The organism is Geodermatophilus dictyosporus, from assembly GCF_900115505.1.
Taxonomy (GTDB): domain Bacteria; phylum Actinomycetota; class Actinomycetes; order Mycobacteriales; family Geodermatophilaceae; genus Geodermatophilus; species Geodermatophilus dictyosporus.
On sequence record NZ_FOWQ01000004.1, the window covers coordinates 92,950 to 110,966 of the forward strand.

Genomic DNA, 18,017 nt, shown 5'->3' on the forward strand with positions numbered 1-18,017 from the left:
GAGAACCGCCGCCGCCACCCGTCGGAGCGGGCGGCTCCCGGGTCAGCCCGCGTCGGTGCGGGCGGCCCCCGGGAGGGTCGGCGGGTCGAGCAGCTCGCCGGCCGGCGCGGACCGCGGCCGCGGCACCCGGGAGGTGGCCACCCGGTCGCGGCCGGCCTGCTTGGCCTCGTACATGGCGGCGTCGGCGCGGTCGACCAGCCGCCACAGCGCCTCGGTGACGTCCTCCCCGTCGACCGGGTTGACCAGCGCGACCCCGATCGAGGCGGTGACGGGGTGCCCGTGGCCACTGCGGCTGCCGGCGACGGCCGAGCGCAGCCGCTCGGCCAGCCGGGCGGCCTCCGCGGGGTCGGCGACGAGGCCGAGGACGACGAGCTCCTCGCCGCCCAGGCGGGCCAGCAGGTCGCTGGGGCGCACGCTGTCGGACAGCGCGGTGGCCACCCCCCGCAGGACGGCGTCGCCGGCGGCGTGCCCGTGCACGTCGTTGACCTGCTTGAAGTGGTCGAGGTCGAGCACCATGGCGGCCACCCGCAGCCCCTCCCGGCGGGCCGACCGCCAGGTCCGCGGCGCCTGGTCGACCAGGTGCCGCCGGTTGGCCAGCCCGGTGAGCGGGTCGCGCTGGGAGAGCGCCTCGGTGGCGGCCAGCAGCCGCTGGACCCGCCGGCGCAGCAGGTACACGGTGACCGAGACCAGGACGAGCATCCCGCCGTGCACGCCCACCTGGACGGCGAGGCCGACCGGGCTCGGGTAGCTGCCGGCCATCGCGGCCAGGCACGCCACCGGGGTCAGCGCCATGACCACGCCCAGCATCCGGCGGTCGAGGAACCAGGCCGCGGCGCAGCAGGAGAACAGCAGCATCATCGGCGACGCGTACCGCACCGGGTCGTCGATGCACTGTGCGACGACGACGTAGACGAGGTGGCCGAGCAGCACCAGGCCGAAGGTCGACCAGCGGCCCACGCGGCGGCGCACCACCAGGGGCACCGCCGACAGCAGCAGCCCCACCATCGTCGCGGTGTAGGTCCAGCCCGTGACGCCCTCGCGGACCGTCCCGTCGAGTGCCGCGTTGACCAGTCCCGTGGCGCCGCCCACCACGAGGAGGACGGCGATCACGAGCGCGGCGAGGCGGTGCTCGGCGCTGCCGGGTCCCATCGCCTCCTCCGGGAGGTCGGAGCCGTCGGAACCGAGGGGCCACGCGCGCACGGGGTGGAGGATGCCGTACGCCGAGGTGGCTGCGGCGTTTCCCACGCGAGGTGTCCCCCGGGATGGGGACGCGCCCGCTCCGCTCGCCGCGACGACGGCGGCGCTGGCAGGCTGCCGGCATGTCGCACCCCCCGCCCGGTCTCGTGCAGGTGCGGACGCTCGCCGACCACCCGCTGGCCGGGTCCGGGGCCGCCGCGCTGCGCATGGTGGCGACCGGCGCGGTGACCGCGGGCCGGTTCGGGCTGGTGGAGTACCGGCTCGCGCCGCACTCGCCCGGCGCCGCCCCGCACTACCACCAGACGTTCTCCGAGTCGTTCTACGTGCTCTCCGGCGAGCTCACCCTCTACGCCGACCGGCGCTGGCAGCCCCACCGGCCCGGTGACTTCGCGCTGGCCTCCGAGCGCGGGGTGCACGGCTTCCGCAACGACTCCGACGAGCCGGTGTCCTTCCTCATCCTGTTCACCCCGGGCATCGCCCGGGAGGAGTTCTTCGCCGAGACCGCCGAGCTGCGCCGCAGCGGCCGCACGCTCTCGCCGGAGGAGCGGACGGCGTTCTACGCCCGCCACGACCAGGTGATGGTCGAGGAGTGAGCGCCCCCGCCGCGGGGCACGGCCGTCGGGGAGGACGACGTCGAGGAGGGCGCGATGGCGCAGGGACCGTGGTTCTACTGCCTGAAGCACCGCACCGTGGAGGACCGGGACGGCTGCGCCGAGCGGCACCGGCTGGGCCCCTACGACACGCGCGAGGAGGCCGAGCACGCGCTGCAGTCGGTGGCCGAGCGCAACGAGCAGCTCGACGCCGAGGACCGCCGCTGGCGGGAGGGCGACTGACCGGTGAGCAGCGGGGGCACCGGCCACCCGGTGGAGGAGGCCGTCGTCGGGCACGCGGGGGCGCTCGCCGGGCCGGCCGGGTCGCCGACGGTCAGCCTGGTCCCGGCCAATCGCCGGTACAGGGCGCACGCCGGCATCCGGGTGACCGACGTCTGACGACGTCCGCAGGTGCTCCCCGGGCCGCCATTCGGGCCGGTTCCGCGTCGGACGGGTCCGATCGGACCCTCAGCGCCCGGAGCGGGCTCGGGGAAGTGCGCCGTCCACAGCCCGCCGCCCGTCCACGGCCCGGGTCGGGAGCCCGCCGTGGCGCGCCGGCCCCCGACGCTCGGCGTCGTGGAACCCCTGCTGCCCCCTGATCTCGTCCTGCGTCGGCACGCCCTGCCCGGCGGCTGGTCGGACGAGGAGCTGACCGCCCGCCTGCGTCGCGGCGAGCTGACCCGCCTCCGGCCGGGGGCCTACCTCACCGACCCGTCGCCGCAGCTCCTGAGGGCGACTCCGCGGGCGCGTTCCGCGTGCCGCGGGTCCGATCGCACCCGCGGAGCTCGGAACCAGCCCGCGGAGCGCCGGAGCGGCGAGGATGGGGGCGTGCTGCTGGCGGGTGCGGTCGCGGTGCTGCACGGCACCGTCGTGCTGTTCATGCTGACCGGCGCGCTGCTCGCACTGCGGCGGCCCCGGCTGGTGCTGCTGCACGTGCCGGTCGCCCTCGCCGTCCTGGCGGTCAACCTCGCCGGTGCACCCTGCCCGCTGACCACGCTCGAGCTGGCGCTGCGCGAGCGCGCCGGGCTGCCGCCCTACGACGGCGGCTTCCTCGGCCACGTCCTGTTCGGCCCGCTGGGGCTCGACGTCGCCGCGACCGCGACCCAGGTCGGCACCTGCACCGTCGCGCTCGGTCTCAACGCCCTCGGCTACGGCCTGCTCCTGGCCCGGGCCGGCCGGTCGTCCGCCGCCCGAGGACGACCGCACACCTGACCGGCGCGAGTGGGCGGTCCCCGGCGCCGCCCGCCGCGGGCTACTCGAAGGAGTGCTCGGGCCCCGGGAAGGCGCCGCTGCGCACCTCGTCGGCGTACTCGCGGGCCGCCCGCAGCAGCTCGCCGCGCAGGTCGGCGTACTTCTTCACGAACCTCGGCACCCGGCCACCGTTGAGCCCGGCCATGTCCGGCCACACCAGCACCTGCGCGTCGCAGTCGGCGCCGGCCCCGATGCCGATCGTCGGGATGGACAGTTCCTCGGTCACCTGGGCGGCCAGCTCGGCAGGCACCATCTCCAGGACGACGGCGAAGGCGCCGGCCTCCTGCACCGCGCGCGCGTCGGTGAGCAGTTGCTCGGCGCCGGCGCCGCGGCCCTGCACCCGGAACCCGCCGAGGGCGTGCTCGCTCTGCGGCGTGAACCCGATGTGGGCCATGACCGGGACGCCGTTGTCGGCCAGCGTGCGGATCTGGGGTGCCACCCGCGCCCCGCCCTCGAGCTTGACCGCCTGTGCGCCGCCCTCCTTCATCATCCGGACGGCGGTGGTGAACGCCTGCTGCGGCGAGGCCTCGTAGCTGCCGAAGGGCAGGTCGGCCACGATCAGCGCCCGCTTCGTCGAGCGGGTCACGGCCTTCGTCATCAGCAGCAGGTCCTCGACGGTGACCGGCACGGTGGAGGAGTGGCCGAGGACGACGTTGCCGGCCGAGTCGCCCACGAGCAGCACCGGGATGCCGGCCTCCTCGAACACCGCGGCGGCGTAGGTGTCGTAGGCGGTGAGCATCGCCCACCGCTCGCCGCGCTCCTTGGCCTGCCGCAGGTGGTGGATGCGCACCCGCGCGGTCGACGTCCCGCCGTAGAGGACCGACTCGGTCACGCCTGGGCTCCTTCGCGGACGCTGGGCAGGCTCTCGCGCCAGCGGTTGGTGACGGGCAGCCGCCGGTCACGGCCGAACGCCTTGAGGCTGATCTTGGTGCCGGGTGCGGACTGCCGGCGCTTGAACTCCGCGACGTCGACCAGCCGCAGCACCCGCGCCACCACCTCCGGGTCGTGGCCGCGCTCGAGCAGCTGGGCCATGCCGAGGTCGCGGTCGACGTAGTCGGCGATCACCGCGTCGAGCTCCTCGTAGGAGGGCAGCGAGTCGCTGTCCTTCTGCCCGGGCGCGAGCTCGGCCGACGGCGGCTTGTCGATCGAGTTCTGCGGGATCGGCTCGGTCTCGCCGCGCTCGCGGGCGTGCGCGTTGCGCCACCGGGCCAGCTCCCAGACCAGCGTCTTGGGCACGTCCTTGATCGGCGCGAACCCGCCCGCGGCGTCGCCGTAGAGCGTCGAGTACCCGACGGCGACCTCGCTCTTGTTGCTGGTCGCCAGCAGCAGGTGCCCGTGCTGGTTGGACAGCCCCATGAGCAGCGTGCCGCGCACCCGCGCCTGCAGGTTCTCCGCCGCCGTCCCGGTGAGCTCCACCGACGCCTCGTACGCGTCGACCATCGGCGCGATCGGCACGGTGGAGAAGTGCAGGTCCAGCCGGCGCGCGCTGTCCTCGGCGTCGGCGATCGAGTGCTCGCTCGACCACCGTGACGGCAGCGCGACGCCGTGCACGCGGTCGGCGCCGAGGGCGTCCACCGACAGCGCGGCCACCAGCGCGGAGTCGATGCCGCCGGAGAGGCCGAAGACGACCGACGGGAAGCCGTTCTTGTCGATGAAGTCCCGCAGCCCCAGCACGAGTGCCCGCCAGACCTCCTCGGGGTCGCTCAGCGGGTCGGCCACGTGCCCCGGCCGCGGCGCGAAGGCGGGCACCGGCTCCTCCGACACGACGGTGCGGGTGACCGTCATCGGCCCGATGCGGCCCGCCCGCCGCTCGGGCACCCGCGCCGGGTCGAGGGTCAGGTCCACGCAGAGCAGGTGCTCGACGAACTGCGGCGCCCGGGCGAGCAGCTCGCCGTCGGCGGAGACGGCGAGCGAGTCGCCGTCGAAGACCAGCTCGTCCTGCCCGCCCACCTGGTTGCAGTAGACGATCGGCGCGCCGGCCTCGGCGGCGCGGCGGCGCACCAGCGGCAGCCGCAGGTCGTCCTTGGCCCGCTCGTAGGGGGAGGCGTTGGGGGAGACGACCAGGTCGACGCCGGCCTGCCCGGCGACCCCGCACGGCCCGCCCTCGACCCACAGGTCCTCGCAGATGGTCAGCGCGACGTCGGCGCCGTGCAGCCGCACCACCGGCAGCTCGGTGCCGGGCACGAAGTAGCGGGCCTCGTCGAAGACGCCGTAGTTGGGCAGGTGCCGCTTGGCGTAGCGGGCGACGACCTGCCCGCCGTGCAGCAGGGCGGCGGCGTTGCGGGGCTGGCCGCGGCGCGGGTTGGCGTCGCCGGGCCGCTCGTCGTCGGACCCGTCGGCGGCCGGCGGGGTGTCGACGGCGGCCGGTGCCGGGCCGTGGGTGTGCGCCAGGTACCCGACGACGACGGCGACCCCGCCCAGGCCCTGCCCGGCGAGGGTGGCCGCGAGGTCGACGAGCGCCTCCTCGCTGGCCGCCGCGAAGGACTCCCGCAGCACGAGGTCCTCGGGCGGGTAGCCGGTGAGCGTCATCTCGGGGAACACCACGAGGTGGGCGCCGTCGTCGGCGGCCCGCTGCGCCCACTCGACCACCAGCGCGGCGTTGCCCGCCAGGTCGCCGACGCGGGTGTCGACCTGGGCCATCGCGACTCTCAGCTGCACCGGACCGTCCACGCCGCACAGTCTGGTCACCGTCGCGCGGCACCGGCCACCGGGTCCGCCGCCTCAGTCCCCCAGCAGGGCCGCCAGCTGTTCGGCGTGGTCGCGCTGGTGGGCGGGGAGGAAGGCCAGCAGGTCGGCCAGCGTCACCGGTCCGTCGGTCCCGTGCACCCCGGCCGCGCCGAGCCGGTCGGGGGCGACCGTCGCCACCGCCCGCAGCAGCCCGGCCTGCGCGGCCGCGAGCTCCGCGACCAGGACCGCCGGCGGGGTGGCGCGGTAGCCGGCGACCCGGTCGGGGGTGTCGGGGACGAAGTCGGCCAGCACCGGTCGCGGTTCGCGCAGCAGGCGCCCGATCCGGTCGGTGAACACCCGCGCGCTGTCGCGCAGGTGCCCGGCCACCTCCCACGGCGTCCAGTCGAGCTCGCCGGCGTAGGCGGGGAAGTGCCCGAGTGCGACCAGGCGGCGGCGCGCCTCCGGGGACAGCGGTCCGGAGTGCCCGGCGGCCCGGGCCAGGAGGCCGGCCACCCGGTCCTGCTGCGCGGCGAGCGCGCCCGCCGCGGCGGCCACGGTGCCGGTGGGGGAGAGGGGCGTCGTCGTCACGGCGGCAGCCTCGCCGTCCCGGACCGCCGTCACCAGCGGCGGGACGGCCGCGGTCCGCCGGGATCCTGCCAGTCCGGCTCGGTCGCCGCGCAGCGCGCGCTGGGCCTCCGGCGGCCACCGGGCGACGACCTCCGGCCACGTCCGCGCGCCCGGGCGGCGGTGGAGGCGCTGCGCGGCGGTGTCGCCCTCGCGCACCTCCCACCGGACGACGAGGTCCTCGGCCGTGGCCAGGCAGGCCAGCTCGGTCACGAGGCGCCGACCTGAGCCGGCGTCGCGGGGGGACCTCCTCGCCGGGACGGCGGGGCGGCAACAGGGCCGAGCGGGCCCCGTGTGCCGCGCGGCCCGACGGGGCAGGCTGTGCGGGGACGTCACACCCCGGAAACGAGCGGACCCGATCATGGCCAGCATGGACCGACAGCAGGAGTTCGTCCTGCGCACCCTCGAGGAACGTGACATCCGCTTCGTGCGGCTGTGGTTCACCGACGTCTCGGGCTACCTCAAGGCCGTCGCCGTCGCCCCGGCCGAGATCGAGGCCGCCTTCGCCGAGGGCATCGGTTTCGACGGCTCGGCGATCGAGGGCTTCGCCCGCGTCTACGAGTCCGACATGCTCGCCAAGCCCGACCCGGGCACCTTCCAGGTGATGCCGGCGACGAAGGGCCGGGTCAGCGACACCGCGCGGATGTTCTGCGACATCACGCTGCCCGACGGGTCGCCGTCGTGGGCCGACCCGCGGCACGTGCTGCGCCGGGCGCTGTCAAAGGCCGCCGACATGGGCTTCACCTTCTACACCCACCCCGAGGTCGAGTTCTTCCTGCTGGAGGACCTGCCCACCGACGGCCGCCCGCCCCGGCCGGCCGACAACGGCGGCTACTTCGACCTGTCCACGCACAACGTGGCGCACGACTTCCGCCGGGAGGCGGTCTTCGCCCTCGAGGCGATGGGCATCTCGGTGGAGTTCAGCCACCACGAGGTCGCGCCCGGGCAGCAGGAGATCGACCTGCGCTACGCCGACGCGCTGTCGATGGCCGACAACGTGATGACGCTGCGGCACGTCGTCCGGGAGGTGGCCCTGGCCCAGGGCGTGCACGCCACGTTCATGCCCAAGCCGTTCACCGAGCTGGCCGGCTCGGCCATGCACACGCACGTCTCGCTGTTCGAGGGCGACCGCAACGCCTTCCACGACCCGGCCGACCCGATCCGGCTCTCGGCCACCGGCCGGCAGTTCATCGCCGGGCTGCTCACCCACGCGCGCGAGTTCACCGCCGTCACCAACCAGACGGTGAACTCCTACCGGCGGCTGCTGGCCGGCACCGAGGCGCCGACGGCGGCCACCTGGGGTCGCGCCAACCGCTCGGCACTGGTGCGGCTGCCCTCGTACAAGCCGAACAAGGGGCAGTCGGCGCGGGTCGAGGTCCGCTCCCCGGACTCCGCCTGCAACCCGTACCTGACCTTCGCCGTCATCCTGGCCGCGGGGCTGCGGGGCATCGAGAAGGGCTACGAGCTCACCGCCGAGGCCGAGGACGACGTCTGGTCGCTCACCGACACCGAGCGCCGCGCCGCCGGCTACGAGGACCTCCCCGTGAGCCTCGGCGAGGCACTGACCGCGATGCAGGGCAGCGAGCTCGTGGCCGAGACATTGGGCGAGCACGTGTTCGAGTTCTTCCTCCGCAACAAGTGGGAGGAGTTCAACTCCTACCGGCAGAACGTCACGCCCTTCGAGCTCAAGCGCTACCTGCCCGGCCTGTGAGCCGACGGTCGGCCCCGGAGGTGCGGTGGACGTGGCCGTACCGCGGCACCGTCGTCCGGCTGACCGCCGAGCAGGGCGGCGGCGGACGGGACCGCCGCGCCCTGACCCGACTCGGGACCGGTACGCCGCGACCGCCGTCGTGTCGCCGTCCACGCCCGATGACGGCGTGGCGTCCCTCGTCCTGCAGGGCTCCGACCCGGACCGGCTGACGTCGCCGGCCCGTGCGCGCTGGCTCCTGCCCGGAGCCGGCGCCGCCGCGGACGTGGCACCGGGGTCGTGGTCGTGGTGACGGAGGGGCTGCAGCCTCTCGCCTGCGTCCACGTCGAGGACGTCGTCGACGACGGAACGCCCCCGAGGCGGCCAGGGGGACACCCCGGAGCACGGCCGCAGGACGCGGACGGGGCGCACTAACCTCGTCCCGTGCCGGACCGCCCCCGCCTGCTCGTCGTCGTCCCCAGCGAGACCGCTCCGCCCGCCCGGCTGGGGCAGTGGCTGCGCGACGCCGGCCTCGAGCTCGACGAGCGGCACCTCGACGCCGGCGACCCCCTGCCCGCCGACCTCGCCGGCCACGACGGGCTGCTGGTGATGGGCGGCCCCCAGTCCAGCGTGGACGACGACGCCACCAGCGGACTGGGCCCGGTGCGCGACCTGCTCGCCCGCGCCCTGGCCGACCGGGTGCCCACCCTGGCGGTCTGCCTCGGCGCGCAGCTGCTGGCCCAGGCCGGCGGCGGGCGGGTGCGGGTCGGCGCCGACGGGCCGGAGGTGGGCGCCGCGCTGGTGGCCAAGCGGGACGCCGCCGAGCACGACCCGCTGTTCGGCCCGCTGCCGCTGAGCCCCGACGTCGTCCAGTGGCACCACGACGAGATCAGCGAGCTGCCCGCCGGCGCCACCCTCCTCGCGAGCAGCCCGCGCTACGCGCACCAGGCCTTCTGCACCGGCCGGGCCTGCTACGGGCTGCAGTTCCACGTCGAGACCACCCCCGAGATCGTGCGCGAGTGGGCCGAGGGCGACCCCGAGGGCATCGCCTCGACCCGTCTCGACGCGCCGACCGTGGCCGAGCGCGCCGCCGCGGTGCACCCGGACGTCGAGGAGGTGTGGGCGCCGTTCGCCGCGCGCTTCGCCGACCTGGTCCGGGCGACGAGCACCACGGGGGTCTGAGGTGTCGGCCACCCGGGAGGTGCCCTGGCGGGCGCGGGTGCGCCTGGCGCGCTTCGGCTTCCTCGACGCCGAGCGGGCCGCGCTGCAGCTGTCCGACCCGGCCCTGGGCCTGTGGGACCTCGACCGCAACGAGCCCGCCGACCCCGAGGCCGGCCCGGTCGTCTCCGCGCTGGCCCGCGCCGGCGACCCCGACCTCGCCGTCCGGTCGCTGACCCGGCTGGTCGAGGCGCTCGACGCCGCCGACGCCACCGGCAGCTCCGCCGCGGCGCTGCTGGCCCGGCTGCGCGGCTCGGGCGCGCTGCGCAGCCGGCTGCTGGCGGTGCTGGGCGCCAGCGCCGGGCTGGCCGACCACCTGGCCGCCCACCCCGGCGACTGGACGGTGCTCGACTCCGACAGCCGCGGCCCGGTGCGCCCCACCGCACAGGCGCTGGAGCGGCAGATGCTGATGGCCGTCGGCGCCGACCCCGACGACCCGCCGTGGGGCGTCAGGCTGGGCCGGCCCGCGCCCGACGCGTCCCCGCAGCGGGTGGCCGCGCTCCGGCTGGCCTACCGCCGCGCCGTCCTGTCCCTGGCCGGCCGCGACCTGGGCGAGGGCCTCTCGGCCGAGGACGTCGCCGCCGAGCTCGCCGACGCCGCGGCCGCGGTCCTGTCCGGCGCGCTGGCGATCGCCGTCGCCGAGCAGCCCGGGAACGCCGCGCCCTGCCGGCTGGCGGTCATCGCGCTGGGCAAGACCGGCGGCCGGGAGCTCAACTACGTCAGCGACGTCGACGTCGTCTTCGTCGCCGAGCCGGTCGACCCGACCGACCCCGAGGCACCGGCGCTGCAGAGCGCCACCCGCGTGGCCGCCGCGCTCATGCGGATCTGCCACGAGGCGGCCTGGGAGGTCGACGCGGCGCTGCGGCCCGAGGGCAAGGCCGGGGCGCTGGTGCGCACGCTGGCCAACCACGCCGCCTACTACCGGCAGTGGGCGAGCACGTGGGAGTTCCAGGCGCTGCTGAAGATGCGCCCGGTGGCCGGCGACCCGGACCTGGGCCGCGGCTACGTCGAGGAGCTCTTCCCGCTGGTGTGGCAGGCCGGCGAGCGCCCGGGCTTCGTCGGCGAGGTGCAGGCGATGCGCCGCCGGGTGGAGGAGAACATCCCGCCCGCGCAGGCCGAGCGGGAGCTCAAGCTCGGCCGCGGCGGGCTGCGCGACGTGGAGTTCGCCGTCCAGCTGCTGCAGCTGGTGCACGGCCGGGTCGACCTCCGGCTGCGGGTCGGCGGCACGCTGCCGGCGTTGTCGGCGCTGGTCGACGGCGGCTACGTCGGCCGCGACGACGGCGCGACGCTCATCGCCTCCTACCGCTTCCTGCGCACCGTGGAGCACCGCCTGCAGCTGCTGCGGCTGCGGCGCACCCACCTCCTGCCCACCGACGAGCAGCAGCTGCGCTGGCTGGCCCGCTCGCTGGGCTACAAGCCCGACCACCGCGGCGACGCCGTCGTCGTGCTGCGGGCGGAGCTGGCGCTGCACACCCGCGAGGTGCGCCGGCTGCACGAGAAGCTGTTCTACCGGCCGCTGCTGTCGGCGGTGGCCAAGGTGCCGGCCGAGGCCGCCCAGCTGGGCTCCAGCGCGGCCGGTGACTGGCTGCGGGCGCTGGGGTTCGGCGACCCGCAGGGCGCGCTGCGGCACATGGCGGCACTGTCGGGCGGGGTGTCGCGCTCGGCGTCGATGCAGAAGTACCTGCTGCCGGTGGTGCTGCAGACGCTCGCCGACTGCGCCGACCCCGACGCCGGGCTGCTGGCCTACCGGCAGGTCAGCGAGGCCCTCGGCGGCAACCAGTGGTACCTGCGGTTCCTCCGCGACGAGGGCCGGGTGGCCGAGCGGCTGGCCCGCCTCCTGGGCTCGAGCCAGTACGTCGCCGCGCTGCTCACCCGCACGCCCGAGGCGCTGCGCATCCTCGCCGACGACGCCGAGCTCGAGCCCCGGAGCGCCGAGGCGCTGACCGGTGCCTGGCGGGCCGCCGCCCGGCGCGCGCCCGACGCCCAGGCCGGCATCCGCGTGGTGCGCTCGCTGCGCCGCACCGAACTGCTGCGGATCGCCGCCGCCGACCTGCTCGGCCGGGTCGACGTGGTCCGGGTCGGCCAGGCGCTCACCGCCGTCGCCGTCGCCACCCTGCAGGCCGGCCTCGACGTCGCCGTCCGGGCGTGGGCGCGCGAGTCCGGCACCGCCGAGGACGACGTGCCGGTGGACCTCGCGGTCATCGGCATGGGCCGGCTCGGCGGCGGCGAGTTGGGCTACGGCTCCGACGCCGACGTGCTGTTCGTGCACCGGGCCCGTCCGGGCGCGGAGGAGGCGAGGGCGACCCAGGCGGCGAACGCCATCGCGCACACGCTGCGCCGGCTGCTCGGGGAGCCCGCCCCGGACCCGGCCTTCGAGGTCGATGCGGACCTGCGCCCCGAGGGCCGGCAGGGCGCGCTGGTGCGCAGCCTGGACGCCTTCCGCGAGTACTACCAGCGCTGGGTGTCGGTGTGGGAGGTGCAGGCGCTGCTGCGCGCCACCCCGGTGGCCGGCAGCCCGGAGCTGGGTGCGGCCTTCGTCGAGCTGATCGACCCGTTGCGCCACCCCGCCGAGGGGCTGACCGACGCGCAGGTGGCCGAGATCCGGCGGATCAAGGCGCGGGTGGAACGCGAGCGGCTGCCCCGCGGCGCCGACCCGGCCACCCACACCAAGCTCGGCCGCGGCGGGCTGGCCGATGTCGAGTGGACCGTGCAGCTGCTGCAGCTGCAGCACGCCGCCGCGGTGCCCGACCTGCGCCTGCCCTCGACGGTGGAGGCGCTGGAGCGGCTGGCGGCCCACGGGCTGCTCGAGGCCGACCAGGCGCAGGTGCTGCGCGAGGCGTGGGAGCTGGCCAGCCGGGCGCGCAACGCCGTCTTCCTGGTCCGCGGCCGGCCCGGTGACCAGCTGCCCCGGCCCGGCCTGGAGCTGGCCGGCGTGGCCCGGGCCAGCGGGTACGGCCCCGACACCGACCCCGGGCAGTTCCTCGACGACTACCGGCGCACCACCCGGCACGCCCGCACGGTGGTCGAGCAGGTCTTCTACGGCCGGCCCCCGGCCTGACCGCCGGGTGTGCGGGTCGCACGGACGGGGCACGCTGAGGGGGTGAGCTCAGCGCTGCCCGCCGACGACGACCACGACGACCTGCCCGCCGACCTGCCCGTCGACCCCGCGGCCGCCACCGTCACGCCCTACCGCGACGGGCCGCTCATCGTGCGCGGCGACTTCCGGCTGGTCGACCAGGACGGCACCGAGATCGACCCCGGCCGCAAGACCGTGGCGCTGTGCCGCTGCGGCAAGTCCGGCATCAAGCCCTTCTGCGACGGCACGCACAAGCGGTCGGGCTTCTCCGCGCCGAGCGCGCCGAGCCGGCCCCGCCCGGCCGCCGCCATCCGCAGCGCGCCCCGGCAGGGCGACCGGCCCCGCTGAGCGGCCGCCCCGCCGGGGGCCCGGCGGCTACTGCGCCTGGATGGAGCGGGCCATCCGGACCTGCTCCTCGAGCACGTCGGTGATCCGCGCCTGGACGGCGTCGAGCCGGCCGATCACCTCGCTGGTGGCGTGGATGCCCGCGGTGACCTGCTCGCTGCTGCTCTGGATGCCGGCGATCTGGTCCGACACCCGCTGGGTCGCCGTCGCCGTCTCCCGGGCGAGGTCCTTGACCTCGCTGGCGACGACGGCGAAGCCGCGGCCGGCCTCCCCGGCGCGCGCGGCCTCGATCGTGGCGTTGAGGGCCAGCAGGTTCGTCTGGTCGGCGATGCCGGAGATGATCCGGATGACCTCGCCGATCGACGTCGACGCCTCGGTCAGCGCGGCCACCTCGGAGGTCATCGAGGAGGCCTGCGCGACCGCGGCCTCGGCCACCTCGCCGGCCGCGACCGCGGCGCCGCGCAGCCGCTCGACGCTGTCGAGCAGCTCGCGGGAACGCTCGGCGTCGGCCGCGGCGCGGCGGAGGGCGTCCACCCGCTGGGAGACCAGGTGCTGCACGTTGCGCAGCGCCGAGGCCCGCGAGTCCGACAGCTCGACGGTCTCGGTGACGAAGAAGTCCATCGTGCCGATGACCTGCCCGTTGGCGGTGACCGGGAAGCACACGCCCGAGCGCACCCCGGCCCGCCGTGCGGCGGGGGCGCGGACGCAGTCGGTGACCTCGGCGAGGTCGGGGACGAAGACCAGGTCGCGCTGCCGCCAGGCCCGGCCGGACAGGCCCACGCCCTCGGCGAAGCTGGCGGCCAGGGTGACCTTGCGGAACTCCTCGCCCGCGGAGCCGGACTCGGTGCGGAAGCGCAGCACCTGCTCGGCCTCGTCGAGCGCCCAGTACGAACCGTAGGCCCAGCCGAACGCCGAGCGCACCGCCTCCAGCGCCGCGCGCAGCACCGCCGCCTCGTCGGCGGCCTCGCCGAGGCGGGTGACGACGGCGCTGACGGCGGCCCGGTCGTGCACGGTCTCCCGCTGCGCCGCGGTGGCCAGCGCGGCCGCGCGCATGGAGGCGAACAGCCGGTGGATGGACTCCCACTTCTCGGTGCGGGAGCCGAAGAAGGGCAGTTGGTGGGGGGTGAGGTACTCGACGACGGCGGTGACCCGCCCCTCGTCGACGGCGGGGATGAAGCAGCCCTCACGGGCCCCGGCCGCCCACGCCGCGACCCAGCGCGGGTCGGCCCCGCGGGCGGCGGGAGCGCTGTCGAGGTGCACCGCCCGGCGCTCGCGCACCGCCCTGCCGCCGGTGGCGTCGGGCAGCCGGCCCTCGGCGGGCCGGGCGCCGACCATCGCCGGGGCCAGCGGGCCGGTCTCGAAGGCGAGGGTGAACCCGCCGCCGGCGCCGGGCACCCAGACCGCGCCGTAGGCCAGGCCGCACGCCTCGGTGAGCGTGCGCACCACCGCGACGTGGGCGTCCAGCGGCGTGCGCACCCCGTCGTCGAGGGCGGCGACCACGGCCTCCAGCGTCTCGATGTCCCGGGGCATCGGCGGCAGGGCCGGGCTGCCGGCCGGGATCGGTTCAGGGCGCCGCCACATGTGTGTCTCCGCGTGCTCGGGGACCGCGGGGCCTCCGCGGTCCTGCACCCTGTGGTCTCGGCAGCCTGCGCGCGGAGTCCAGCCGGAGGAACGGACGATCTGGTCTCGTTGACCGCTAGGCGGCCAGCGCCCGCTCCCCGCGCAGCGCCGAGCGGCCGGCCTCCCAGGCGCCGAGCAGGTACCGGGCGGTGAGGCCGTCGACGGCCAGCGAGCACGCCGCGCCGAAGAGCACGTCCCCGGCCAGGGACGGGTCCTCGGCCACCAGCGAGCCGCACATGTCCACCGAGGCGATCTGCTCGTGGACGGCGTCGGCCTCCACGTGCTCGTCGTAGAAGACCGTCGTCGCCGCGTCGTGGCCCAGCCGGCGCAGCCCCGCCGAGTAGCGGCGGCTGGGCTCGGAGGAGGTCATCTCCACGCAGGCGAGGTGGCCCAGCGCCGCGGCGCGCCAGCGCCGGTGCAGGGCGAGCAGCGACATGGTGTTGACCGAGGTGAACGCGACGGCGGGCGCGTCGTCCCAGAGGGCGCCGTAGCCGGCGTCGAGGCCGAGGTCGCGCATCATCCCGGCGAACAGCTCGCTGTGCATGCGCTCGGCCGAGCCGCCGCCGTACTCGTCGGCCTGGATCTCGACCATCGCCGCCTTGGCCCGCCCGGACAGCCGCGGGACGGCGAAGGTGTGCGGGTCGCCCTCCTTGAGGTGGTACACCGACCGCAGGGTCAGGTACTCGCGCCACTGCTCGGCGGTGCCGCGCTTGGCCATGAAGGCCGACAGCGACGGGCCGTCGTCGGCGGCGATGAGCGCGGCGAGCTGCTGGTCGACCGGCTCGCCGGTGGCCTCCGGGGGACCGGTCAGCTCCTGCAGCCCGGCGAGGTGGCGCCGCTCGAGGTGCGCCCGCAGCGCCAGCAGGGCGGGGTCCCACTCCAGCGCGTCGTCGACGTCGTCGAAGCCGCGGTAGTGCAGCTCGTAGCAGAGGGCCAGCGCCAGCTGGAGGTCGTCGTCGAGCAGGGGGTCCGGCGCCGCCTCCGCGGTCCGGCGGGCCAGGTCGACGGTGGCGGGGGAGACGGCTCCGGCGCGGAGGTCGTCGGCGAGGGCGGCGGACAGGGGGCCCCGGGGCTCGGGCAGGCGCATGGACCTGGCCATGCCCCGCGGCACGCCATCTGATGCACCGTGCACGATGTGATGCCGTACCGGGTAGTGGCCGGACATGGCAGACCTGCGCAACCGCGTCGTCCTCGTGACCGGCGGCAGTGCCGGCATCGGCCGGGCCACCGTGGCCCGGCTGGCCGCCGGCGGTGCCCGGGTGGTCACCTGCGCCCGTGACGGGCGGCGGCTGGTCGAGGCGGTGGGCGGCCTGCCCGGCGTCACCGCCGTGACCGCCGACGTCGCCGACGCCGCCGACCGCGCGGCGCTGGTGCAGCGCGTCCTCGACGAGCACGGGCGGCTCGACGCCGTGGTGCTCAACGCCGGCCTGGCCTACGCGGCGCTGGTCGAGGACACCCCGGGCGAGGTGGTCGAGGGCATGGTGGCCACCAACCTCACCGGGGTGGTGGAGCTGACCCGGCTGGCGCTGCCGCACCTGCTGCGCGCGGCCGCCGAGCGCGGGCGGGGCGACGTGCTCGTGGTCAGCTCCTCCGCCGGGCTCGCCCAGGTGCCCCCGCTGACCGTCTACTCGGCCACCAAGGCCGGCGTGCAGGGGTTCCTCTCCGGGCTGCGCCGAGAGGTGACCGCGCGCGGCGTCCGGGTGCACTCGGTCCTGCCGGGGCCGGTGGCCACCGAGTGGATGGCCCGCGGCCACGGCAGCCCGCCGGCCTCCGACGCCGACGCCGACGGGCGCCTGACGCCCGGCGTGGCGACCGAGCGGGTGGCCGAGCGGGTGGCCGGGTGCCTGACGTCGTACTGGTCGCGCTCGGTGGCCGTCCCGCGGGTGATGGGCCTGGCCCGGCTCGGCGAGGTCTTCCCGGTCAACCGGGTGCTCGACGTGGTGGTCTCCCGGCAGGCCGACCTGATCCGCCGCGTCTCGGCGCGGATGGTCGAGCAGCGCACCGGCTGAGCACCCGCGCCCGGCCGGCGGCAGGATCGCCGCGTGCCCTTCGACCCGCCCGCCGCCGTCCTCCGCACCTCCGGCGCCGACGGCTGGACGCTCGTCGAGCCGCTGACCTACCTCGGCCGCAGCGACCGCTTCGTCGTCCCCGCCGGCTTCGGCACCGACCTGGCCAGCGTGCCGCGGCCGGTGCTGTGGCTGGTCCCGGAGTCGGGCCGCTACACGCTGGCCGCGGTGCTGCACGACTGGCTGTGCACGGTGGGCATCCGCACCCGGGTGGTGACCTCGCGGCAGGCCGACGGGATCTTCCGGCGGGTCATGCGCGAGGCCGGTGTGCCGGTGCTGCTGCGCTGGCTCATGTGGGCCGGCGTCCGCTGGGGCGCCCTCGCCGACGCCGAGCGGCGGCCCGGCTGGTGGGCCAGCGCGCCGGGGGTGCTGGCGATCTCGGTGCTGGCCGCGCCGCTGGTGCTGCCCTCGGTGCTGCTGCTGCCCGGGCTGCTCGTCTACGCCGCCGCCGAGCGGCTGGTGTCGGGGGAGGGCGTCCGGCCCTGGAGCCGGGCTGCGGACGACGGGCCGGACGACGAGGCTGCCGCACATGAGTGACGCACCCGGACCGCCGTTCCGCGCCGACCACGTCGGGAGCCTGCTGCGCCCGCCCGCGCTGCTCGAGGCCCGCGCCCGCCACGCCGCCGGGGAGATCGACGACGCCGAGCTGCGCGGCGTGGAGGACGAGGCGATCGCCGACGTCGTCCGGCTGCAGGGCGACGTGGGCCTGCGCACCGCCACCGACGGGGAGTTCCGCCGCGCCTCGTGGCACATGGACTTCATCTACGCCATCGACGGGATCAGCAAGGTGAGCGGCGAGGACATCGTCGTCCACTTCCGCAACGCCGACGGCACGATCGACTTCACACCGGCCGGGCTGCACGTGGACGGGCCGCTGTCGATCGACGAGCCGATCTTCGGGGCGGACTTCGCCTACCTGCAGGGCCAGGTGGACGAGCGGCAGACGGCCAAGCTGACCATCCCCTCGCCGTCGATGGTCCACTACCGCGGCGGCGCGGCGGCGATCGACCCGGCCGTCTACCCCGACGAGGACGCCTTCTGGGACGCGCTGTCGGCCGCCTACGCCCAGCAGGTGCGGGGCATCGCCGCCCGGGGCTGCACCTACCTGCAGCTCGACGACACCAGCTTGGCCTACCTCAACGACCCCGCCCAGCGCGCCGAGCTCGCCGCCCAGGGCCGCGACGCCGAGCACCAGCACGAGCGCTACATCCGGCAGATCAACGCCGCGCTCGCCGGCCGGCCCGAGGGGCTCACGGTCACCACCCACATGTGCCGCGGCAACTTCCGCTCCTCCTGGGTGGCCGAGGGGGGCTACGACTTCGTCGCCGAGGCGCTCTTCGGCGGCCTGGAGGTCGACGGCTTCTTCCTCGAGTACGACGACGCCCGCTCCGGGGGCTTCGAGCCGCTGCGCTTCGTGCCGGAGGGCAAGCGGGTGGTCCTGGGCCTGGTGACGACGAAGCGGCCCGAGCTCGAGTCGAAGGACGACCTGAAGCGGCGCATCGACGAGGCCGCCCGCTTCGTGCCGCTGGAGCAGCTGGCGATCTCGCCGCAGTGCGGGTTCTCCTCCACCGTCGAGGGCAACGCGCTGACCCGCGAGGAGCAGGTGGCCAAGCTGGCGCTGGTCGTCGAGGTCGCCGAGGAGGTCTGGGGCGACTCCTGAGCGATCACGGGCCGGT

General features: G+C 76.2%; 17 protein-coding genes. 11 read left to right on the forward strand and 6 right to left on the reverse strand.

Features of this window, described 5'->3' with window-relative positions; translation table 11 throughout:
• Positions 1–42: 42 nt before the first annotated feature.
• Entirely contained in the window at positions 43–1,200 is a 1,158-nt protein-coding gene (locus tag BMZ33_RS11145) for a GGDEF domain-containing protein (RefSeq protein ID WP_169064172.1), read from the reverse strand.
• A 119-nt stretch (positions 1,201–1,319) separates the two neighbouring features.
• Between BMZ33_RS11145 and BMZ33_RS11150 the strand changes: the two genes are divergently transcribed.
• The 4 genes from BMZ33_RS11150 to BMZ33_RS11165 all read left to right on the forward strand — a co-directional run bounded on the left by BMZ33_RS11150 (position 1,320) and on the right by BMZ33_RS11165 (position 2,999).
• Positions 1,320–1,790: a cupin domain-containing protein gene (locus BMZ33_RS11150; RefSeq protein ID WP_091110111.1), complete on the forward strand. Its 471-nt coding sequence runs from the start codon at positions 1,320–1,322 to the stop codon at positions 1,788–1,790.
• Positions 1,791–1,844: 54 nt separating this feature from the next.
• A complete protein-coding gene (locus tag BMZ33_RS11155; protein WP_091110113.1) occupies positions 1,845–2,030 on the forward strand; it encodes a hypothetical protein in 186 nt (61 codons plus the stop codon).
• A 3-nt stretch (positions 2,031–2,033) separates the two neighbouring features.
• On the forward strand, positions 2,034–2,186 hold the full coding sequence (locus tag BMZ33_RS23260; protein ID WP_169064173.1) for a hypothetical protein: 153 nt from the start codon (positions 2,034–2,036) through the stop codon (positions 2,184–2,186).
• Positions 2,187–2,615: 429 nt separating this feature from the next.
• On the forward strand, positions 2,616–2,999 hold the full coding sequence (locus BMZ33_RS11165; protein WP_091110117.1) for a DUF2784 domain-containing protein: 384 nt from the start codon (positions 2,616–2,618) through the stop codon (positions 2,997–2,999).
• Positions 3,000–3,039: 40 nt separating this feature from the next.
• On the opposite strand, the gene panB is transcribed toward BMZ33_RS11165, so the two are convergent.
• From panB to BMZ33_RS11180, 3 genes are read right to left on the reverse strand one after another with little or no spacing between them, the layout of a single operon-like run.
• The gene (panB, locus tag BMZ33_RS11170) at positions 3,040–3,870 is read right to left on the reverse strand and encodes a 3-methyl-2-oxobutanoate hydroxymethyltransferase (protein WP_091110122.1); all 831 of its coding nucleotides are present in this window, start codon (positions 3,868–3,870) and stop codon (positions 3,040–3,042) included.
• The gene (locus tag BMZ33_RS11175) at positions 3,867–5,708 is read right to left on the reverse strand and encodes an NAD+ synthase (protein ID WP_169064174.1); all 1,842 of its coding nucleotides are present in this window, start codon (positions 5,706–5,708) and stop codon (positions 3,867–3,869) included. Before BMZ33_RS11175 ends, panB begins: the two co-directional genes overlap by 4 nt.
• A 51-nt stretch (positions 5,709–5,759) precedes the next feature.
• A complete protein-coding gene (locus BMZ33_RS11180) occupies positions 5,760–6,542 on the reverse strand; it encodes a DinB family protein (protein WP_169064175.1) in 783 nt (260 codons plus the stop codon).
• A gap of 157 nt (positions 6,543–6,699) precedes the next feature.
• Between BMZ33_RS11180 and glnA the strand changes: the two genes are divergently transcribed.
• From glnA to BMZ33_RS11200, 4 genes are all read left to right on the forward strand, one after another.
• On the forward strand, positions 6,700–8,040 hold the full coding sequence (glnA, locus tag BMZ33_RS11185; RefSeq protein ID WP_091110879.1) for a type I glutamate--ammonia ligase: 1,341 nt from the start codon (positions 6,700–6,702) through the stop codon (positions 8,038–8,040).
• A gap of 420 nt (positions 8,041–8,460) precedes the next feature.
• Complete coding sequence (locus BMZ33_RS11190) at positions 8,461–9,198, forward strand: type 1 glutamine amidotransferase (RefSeq protein WP_091110131.1); 738 nt, start codon at positions 8,461–8,463, stop codon at positions 9,196–9,198.
• 1 nt (position 9,199) lies between these two features.
• Positions 9,200–12,292 (forward strand): bifunctional [glutamine synthetase] adenylyltransferase/[glutamine synthetase]-adenylyl-L-tyrosine phosphorylase, encoded by a 3,093-nt coding sequence (locus tag BMZ33_RS11195; protein WP_169064176.1) that lies wholly within the window; start codon positions 9,200–9,202, stop codon positions 12,290–12,292.
• A 42-nt stretch (positions 12,293–12,334) separates the two neighbouring features.
• Positions 12,335–12,658: a CDGSH iron-sulfur domain-containing protein gene (locus BMZ33_RS11200; protein WP_169064177.1), complete on the forward strand. Its 324-nt coding sequence runs from the start codon at positions 12,335–12,337 to the stop codon at positions 12,656–12,658.
• A gap of 27 nt (positions 12,659–12,685) precedes the next feature.
• On the opposite strand, the gene BMZ33_RS11205 is transcribed toward BMZ33_RS11200, so the two are convergent.
• Together BMZ33_RS11205 and BMZ33_RS24455 are read right to left on the reverse strand one after the other, a co-directional pair.
• Positions 12,686–14,185, reverse strand: a complete 1,500-nt coding sequence (locus tag BMZ33_RS11205) for a methyl-accepting chemotaxis protein (RefSeq protein ID WP_136697280.1) — start codon at positions 14,183–14,185, stop codon at positions 12,686–12,688.
• Positions 14,186–14,351: 166 nt separating this feature from the next.
• Positions 14,352–15,374, reverse strand: coding sequence for an iron-containing redox enzyme family protein (locus BMZ33_RS24455; protein WP_169064178.1), 1,023 nt, complete (start codon positions 15,372–15,374; stop codon positions 14,352–14,354).
• A gap of 64 nt (positions 15,375–15,438) precedes the next feature.
• Between BMZ33_RS24455 and BMZ33_RS11215 the strand changes: the two genes are divergently transcribed.
• Genes BMZ33_RS11215 through BMZ33_RS11225 form a run of 3 tightly spaced genes read left to right on the forward strand, consistent with a single transcriptional unit; the run spans position 15,439 to position 18,001 of the window.
• Positions 15,439–16,284, forward strand: a complete 846-nt coding sequence (locus tag BMZ33_RS11215; RefSeq protein ID WP_091110138.1) for an SDR family oxidoreductase — start codon at positions 15,439–15,441, stop codon at positions 16,282–16,284.
• A gap of 33 nt (positions 16,285–16,317) precedes the next feature.
• A complete protein-coding gene (locus BMZ33_RS11220; RefSeq protein ID WP_091110141.1) occupies positions 16,318–16,878 on the forward strand; it encodes a DUF1353 domain-containing protein in 561 nt (186 codons plus the stop codon).
• On the forward strand, positions 16,871–18,001 hold the full coding sequence (locus BMZ33_RS11225; RefSeq protein WP_091110144.1) for a 5-methyltetrahydropteroyltriglutamate--homocysteine S-methyltransferase: 1,131 nt from the start codon (positions 16,871–16,873) through the stop codon (positions 17,999–18,001). The genes BMZ33_RS11220 and BMZ33_RS11225 overlap by 8 nt, the downstream gene beginning before the upstream one ends.
• Positions 18,002–18,017 lie beyond the last annotated feature (16 nt).